The sequence below is a fragment of the Actinomyces sp. ICM58 genome, from assembly GCF_000283035.1.
GTDB lineage: Bacteria > Actinomycetota > Actinomycetes > Actinomycetales > Actinomycetaceae > Pauljensenia.
In genome coordinates this window covers 1-5594 of the sequence record NZ_ALIY01000142.1, presented here as the reverse complement: position 1 = coordinate 5594, position 5594 = coordinate 1, and the positions used below count along the sequence as shown (strand labels likewise).

Sequence of the window (5594 nt, the reverse complement as noted above, 5' to 3'; positions counted from 1 at the left end):
AGGACAGACGCTCGTGCTCACCTCAGACGGTGGGAACGCCGTTGGCGTCCGCCGCATAGATCCACTTGCCCATGAAGGACATGATCATGCAGGCAATGAGGAACGCCGAGTAGCCGAGCATGACCAGCAGCACGAGGAGGAAGAGGACGGTGGACTCGGAGGCGGCAGCGGCCATGTAAATGATGTTGAGGACGATGGAGGCGACGACCTTGATGATGCCCATCTGCTTGTGGCCAAGGTAGAAGTCGCCGGCGCCGAAGCCGCCGAGGAAGAAGTTGAGAAGACCCACGGTCGTGCGGGACTTGCCCTGGACGGGGGCGTTGAAGCCGGGCTGGCCGTAACCGGGCTGGCCGGCGGGCTGCTGGCCGTAGGGCTGCTGGCCGTAGGGCTGCTGAGGAGCGGACATGATGTCTCCTATTGTCGATGGAATCCCAGAAAGGGGTTTTCTGAAAACACGGTCAGACTAGCGGACCTTCGGCTTTTGTACAACATACTTGCATTTTTATGCCCCACATCACATATTTCACCGCTGAGAACGCACATTGTATGTAACCTTCCCTACACTGACAGGGTGTTCACAAATCCAACGGCCGAGGCCTCGAAGGTACTCCTCCACGACCTTCCCCGCTGGTTCGCATCCAATAAGCGCGACCTGCCGATGCGACACGACGACGTGTCCGATTGGGGAACCCTCGTCTTCGAGATCATGAGTCAGCAGACGCCAGTCACCCGCGTCCAGCCGATCTGGCTCGAATGGATGCGCAGATGGCCCGCGCCCGCCGACCTGGCCGCCGCATCCTCCGCAGACATCCTTGTGGCCTGGGCAAACCTGGGCTATCCGTCGCGAGCGCTGCGCCTCAAAAACTGTGCGGGCACCATCGTCGAGAAACACGACGGCCAGGTGCCCCTTACTATGAAGGAACTCACCCTCCTCCCGGGCGTCGGCACCTACACCGCCAGCGCACTCCTCGCGTTCCGGCACGGAATCCGAGTCCCCGTCCTCGACACGAACGTTCGCCGCGTGCTGGTCAGATTTCTGGACGGACGCGAGTTCCCACCCCACTCGACCCCCTCCAAGGCGGAGACGGCGCGCGCCGACGCGCTCCTGCCCGAAGACGGAGCACACGCGGCAGAGGTGAGCATGGCGCTCATGGAATTCGGCGCCCTCGTGTGTACCCAGCTCTCTCCCCACTGCGAAGAATGCCTCATGCGCGCGCAATGCGCGTGGGCGGCGGCCGGCTTCCCGAAGGACGAGAAGCGTCCCACGCCTCAGCCCTACGCCGGAACCGACCGCCAGGCGCGAGGCCGCATCATGAAGGCCCTGCGCGCGGCACACTTCGAAGGCGCCGAGGGCCTGACCAAACGCCGCGTCCTCGACGCAGCACGCCTGGACGGTGGCGACCGCTACCAGCCGACCCGCGTCTACCGTGCCCTACTCAAAGAGGGAATGATCGCCTACGACGAGGACACGAGGCGCGTGACACTGCCCCGCTGACCCGGGGACGAGGCCGGGGCCCAACAGAGGCGCCCTGACCCGTGAGCGCGCCCGGACCTCGGCGCTGAGCTAGTACCTGATCGCGTCGATGGGCTTGATGCGCACGGCGGCGAGCGCGGGGATGATGCCGCATAGGGCGCCGATGCTGGAGGAGATGGCGACGCCGGCGATGGCGGCTCCGGCTGGGAAGGCAGGTGTGTCACTCAGCGCGATCCCCATGGTTTCGAGCGGCAGGAAGCGCACGACGACGACCGCGATGCCCACGCCGATGACTCCGGCGGCGAAGGTGGCGACCACGGATTCCATGAAGACAGCGAAGAAGACGCGCTTAGCGGATGCGCCGACGGCCCGGCGGATACCGATTTCACGCACGCGCTGACGCACGGTGACGATCGCAACGTTGAGCAGGCCCAGGGCGCCCAGGAACACGATGATGCCGCCGATGATCATGATGACGCGGGAGATGGTGCCCAGCTGTTCCTCGCCGATGTCCTCGTGTTCGCCACCTGTGACGGTGACGCGCCAGCCGTCGCCGAGGATGGAGGCCAGGGCCCGAGGTAGGACGCTGCGCGCCTGGTCGGCATCGTCGGGGCCCACCCACGCGATCATGGAGGGCGCTCCCATCTGGGGCAGCGTGGCGCGCGCGGCGTCGTAGTGCACGTACATGGTGGGCATATCGAAGCGGCTGGAGCTCTTGGTGACGCCGACGACGCGCACGGCGGTCCCATCGGTGGTGTGCAGGACGATGGGGACCTGGTCGATGGGGGCGCGTCCGAGCTGGTTCCACAGGACTTCGGAGATGACGACGGGGGTCAGACGTTGCTCGGCGTCGCTGGGCGCGACCCACCGGCCAGCGAGCATGCGGGTGCGGAAGATGACCTGGTAGGCGGGGTCGACGGCCTGGATGGTGACGTCGTTCAACATGTCGTCGGTGCCAACGACCGGGTAGCCACGGAATTGACCGCTGCTCCGCGCCTGGCGGACCTCGGTGATTTCGCCGCCGCTGCTGGACAGACGCGACCAGTAGCGGATGTCGTGACGATTGGCCAGCGTCGCCATGGCCTCGCCGACGGGGTCGGCCTCGTCGGGGCGCGCCACGCTCGACGAGGCCGGGGCACCCCCGGCGCCGGAGGCCTGGGTTGGCCCGGCCTCGGAGGGCGTCCCCTGGCTCGCGGCGGAGTTTTCGGGGGCGAGGCGCAGCGTGACGGAGCGCCCCTCGTAGAGCTCGGCCATTTCGCGGGAGGACTGAAGGATCAGGTCGCCCAGGGCGATGACGACCGTCATGGCGGCTACAGCGGCGACGACGCCGACGAGGGAGAGGACGACGCGGGCCTTCTGCACCTTGACCTCACCCCACGCCTCGATGAGGGCGCCCAGGATCTGGCTGATGGCGTTCACTGGTTCCCCTCCTCGTGCGGGGTCGGCGGCGCCGGGACCGGCGCGTTTTCCGGTTCGTCTTGGGCGGGCGGTGCCGGGGGCTCCGTCACGACCGGTTCCCCACCCACGTGCTCGGCCACGGCCTCGTCGCCCGCCTGCTCACCCCCGGCCTCGTCGCCCGAGCGCCCGGACTCCGCGCGCTGCGCGAGAGCGGAGGGGTCCCCGACCTCGTGCAGGACGCCGTCGTAGAGTTCGTAGGCGCGCGAGGCACGGGCGGCGACACCCATATCGTGGGTGATGACGATGAGCGCCGAGTTGGATTCGCGGGCGACCTCCTCCAGGAGCGCCATGACGACGCGCCCCGTGTCCGGGTCGAGGGCGCCCGTCGGCTCGTCGGCGAGGATGACGCGCGGGCGGCGCACGAGCGCGCGCGCGATCGCGATACGCTGCTGCTCGCCGCCGCTCATCTCGCCCGGATAGGAGTCCGCGCGATCCGCCAGTCCCACACGCTCGAGCATGTCGAGGGCGATGGATCGCCTGCGCAGCAGCTGCGTGCCGGCGGCGTACAGGAGGGGGACCTCAACGTTTTCGGCGGCCGTCCGGGCGGCGAAAATATTGAATTGCTGGAAGACGAAGCCGAAGTCTTCTCCGCGCATACGAGCGCGGCGCCCTTCGCCCAGGCGCGTCGTGTCGACGCCGTCCAGCTCATAGCTGCCCGACGTGGGCGTATCCAGCAGGCCGATGATGTTGAGCATCGTGGACTTGCCCGTGCCCGATCGGCCCACGATCGACACGTGCTCGCCCGCCGCGACGTCCAGGTTGACGCCGCGCAGAATGTGCAAGTCCTCCCCGTCAGGCAGGGTCACCGTGCGGGTCACGTCCCGCAGGCACACGAGACTCATCGCGCCGACCCGTCGCCAGAGTCGCCGGTATCCATCGAGCCGCCGGGGCCCACGCCGTAGGGGCCGGTGGGATCCTGATTGTCCTTCGTCGAGGCCGGGGTGAACTCGAGGATCTCCTCGCCCTCTGTCAGACCTTCCTTGATCTCGACCATCTTTCCGTCGGTGAGGCCAAGAGTGACCGAGCGTTTCTCCGGGTTAGCAGGGTCGGAGGTGGGCAGGTAGACGATGCCCGACTGGTAGCGTCCCTCGACTGCGGAGACCGGTACGGCAAGGACGCCCGTGGCCGAGCCCGTCGTCATCTCGAGGGTAACCTGCAGGCCGGTGAACACGGTCTGATCAGACGGGATCGCGCAGCGTGCCTTCAGGTCGGTGGACCCGGACGTGGAGGAGTTGGCGTTCCCCGCGTTTTTCGGGTCCTGCGTCTTGCCGCTCGGGGTCACGAGCTTGACGCCCGTACACTCGAAGGGCGCCGGGCCATTCTTGATGGTGACGGTCGCCGTCGACGGGGCCTCCTGGAGGCGGTACATCTGGTCTGCACTCAGGGGCGCGATGGCCGAGAAGGTCGAGGGGGACACCGAGGCGACCGTGTCTCCGATCGCGAACTGTTGGCCCACAAGAACACCCGTCGACAGGGTGCCATCCCCGGGGGCCACGACCGTCTCGAACTTGTAGGTCGGCTCCGCGGTCTCCACGCTCACGTTGCCTTCCTCGTCGGTCACCTGCCGCGTTTCGCCCGGAATCTCCTTGCGGATCTGGAGGAGGGCGTCACCCTTGGAGACCTTGTCGCCGTCGTTGGCGAAGGTGCGCACAACGATTCCGTCGAGCGTCGCGCGAGCGTTAACCGGCTCGTCGGCCTGGATGGTGCCCGTCAGGGTCACCGTGTTGGTGATGTCCGAACGCCCGACGGGGATTGTCATCTGCCCGAAGGAGCCGCCCGGCTCCATGCCATCGTTAGTCTGCTCCTCCTGCGCGGCCGGGAAGAATGCGAACTTCACGAGGGAAACCGCGATGACGACCCACGCGAGGACTTTCACGATGTCGAGCACCTGCGCGGTGCGGGTCTTGTGTGCCACGTGCGTCTCCTTCGATGAGCGTTGATCGCCCCATTGTAAGGTCCGTCTCACAGACGAAGCAATGGTTGACACTCATTCTCAGGGTTCGCTCAGGGAGCGCGCGAGCACGCGGACTCGCTCTTACCTACGATGGGAGCCAATCGACCGAAAGGACCCCATGATCCGCCGCGCTACCCCCGCAGACGCCGAGGCGCTGTCCGCCCTCTCCCGCGAGTGCTTCACGCAGACCTTCGCGCACCTGTATGCGCCCGGAGACCTGTCAGCCTTCCTCGACGAGGCCTACGCGCCCGACGTCCTACGCGCCGAACTCGCAGACCCCGAGCGCGCCACCTGGCTGCTGTTCGACGACGCTGCCCAGGCCTCGTTCCCCGAGAGCCCCATCGGCTACGTCACCGCCTGCCCCGCACTCCTGCCCCACCCCGACGTGGCGCCCGGCGACGGGGAAATTCAGCGCCTTTACATCCTGCAGGGACACCAGGGCTGTGGCCGCGGGACCCTCCTCCTCAAGACGGCGCTCGAGTGGCTCGAGCGCGACGGCCCGCGCACCCTGTGGATCGGCGTGTGGAGCGAAAACTACGGGGCGCAGCGCTTCTATGCGCGGCACGGATTCGAGGTCGTCGGCGAGTATTCCTTCATGGTCGGCGACCACGCGGACCGCGAGTTCATTACCCGCCGCCCGGCGGCAGCCTAGCGCCCGGTGCGGCGGCCGCGGAAGACCACCCGCGCGGAACAAGCGACGCTGCCCAC

Annotated in this window: 6 protein-coding genes; 2 read left to right on the top strand and 4 right to left on the bottom strand. The window is 67.3% G+C overall.

The window, feature by feature from the left end; translation table 11 throughout:
• Positions 1 to 22 precede the first annotated feature (22 nt).
• On the bottom strand, positions 23 to 406 hold the full coding sequence (locus HMPREF1138_RS06700; protein WP_009057911.1) for an NINE protein: 384 nt from the start codon (positions 404 to 406) through the stop codon (positions 23 to 25).
• A gap of 252 nt (positions 407 to 658) precedes the next feature.
• Between HMPREF1138_RS06700 and HMPREF1138_RS06695 the strand changes: the two genes are divergently transcribed.
• Positions 659 to 1495 (top strand): base excision DNA repair protein, encoded by an 837-nt coding sequence (locus tag HMPREF1138_RS06695; protein WP_050981241.1) that lies wholly within the window; start codon positions 659 to 661, stop codon positions 1493 to 1495.
• Between the two features lie 69 nt (positions 1496 to 1564).
• On the opposite strand, the gene HMPREF1138_RS06690 is transcribed toward HMPREF1138_RS06695, so the two are convergent.
• From HMPREF1138_RS06690 to HMPREF1138_RS06680, 3 genes are read right to left on the bottom strand one after another with little or no spacing between them, the layout of a single operon-like run.
• Positions 1565 to 2893, bottom strand: a complete 1329-nt coding sequence (locus HMPREF1138_RS06690) for an ABC transporter permease (RefSeq protein WP_009057908.1) — start codon at positions 2891 to 2893, stop codon at positions 1565 to 1567.
• On the bottom strand, positions 2890 to 3774 hold the full coding sequence (locus HMPREF1138_RS06685; RefSeq protein ID WP_050981240.1) for an ABC transporter ATP-binding protein: 885 nt from the start codon (positions 3772 to 3774) through the stop codon (positions 2890 to 2892). The genes HMPREF1138_RS06690 and HMPREF1138_RS06685 overlap by 4 nt, the downstream gene beginning before the upstream one ends.
• Positions 3771 to 4847, bottom strand: coding sequence for an efflux RND transporter periplasmic adaptor subunit (locus tag HMPREF1138_RS06680; RefSeq protein ID WP_009057910.1), 1077 nt, complete (start codon positions 4845 to 4847; stop codon positions 3771 to 3773). The genes HMPREF1138_RS06685 and HMPREF1138_RS06680 overlap by 4 nt, the downstream gene beginning before the upstream one ends.
• 157 nt (positions 4848 to 5004) lie before the next feature.
• Between HMPREF1138_RS06680 and HMPREF1138_RS06675 the strand changes: the two genes are divergently transcribed.
• Positions 5005 to 5538 (top strand): GNAT family N-acetyltransferase, encoded by a 534-nt coding sequence (locus tag HMPREF1138_RS06675; RefSeq protein ID WP_009057912.1) that lies wholly within the window; start codon positions 5005 to 5007, stop codon positions 5536 to 5538.
• The last annotated feature ends 56 nt before the right edge of the window (positions 5539 to 5594 follow it).

Bases quoted from the DNA above. Each gene is read 5' to 3' on its own strand.
- HMPREF1138_RS06700 (WP_009057911.1), bottom strand. From the start codon at position 406: ATGTCCGCTCCTCAGCAGCCCTACGGCCAGCAGCCCTACGGCCAGCAG.
- HMPREF1138_RS06695 (WP_050981241.1), top strand. From the start codon at position 659: ATGCGACACGACGACGTGTCCGATTGGGGAACCCTCGTCTTCGAGATC.
- HMPREF1138_RS06685 (WP_050981240.1), bottom strand. From the start codon at position 3,774: ATGAGTCTCGTGTGCCTGCGGGACGTGACCCGCACGGTGACCCTGCCT.
- HMPREF1138_RS06675 (WP_009057912.1), top strand. From the start codon at position 5,005: ATGATCCGCCGCGCTACCCCCGCAGACGCCGAGGCGCTGTCCGCCCTC.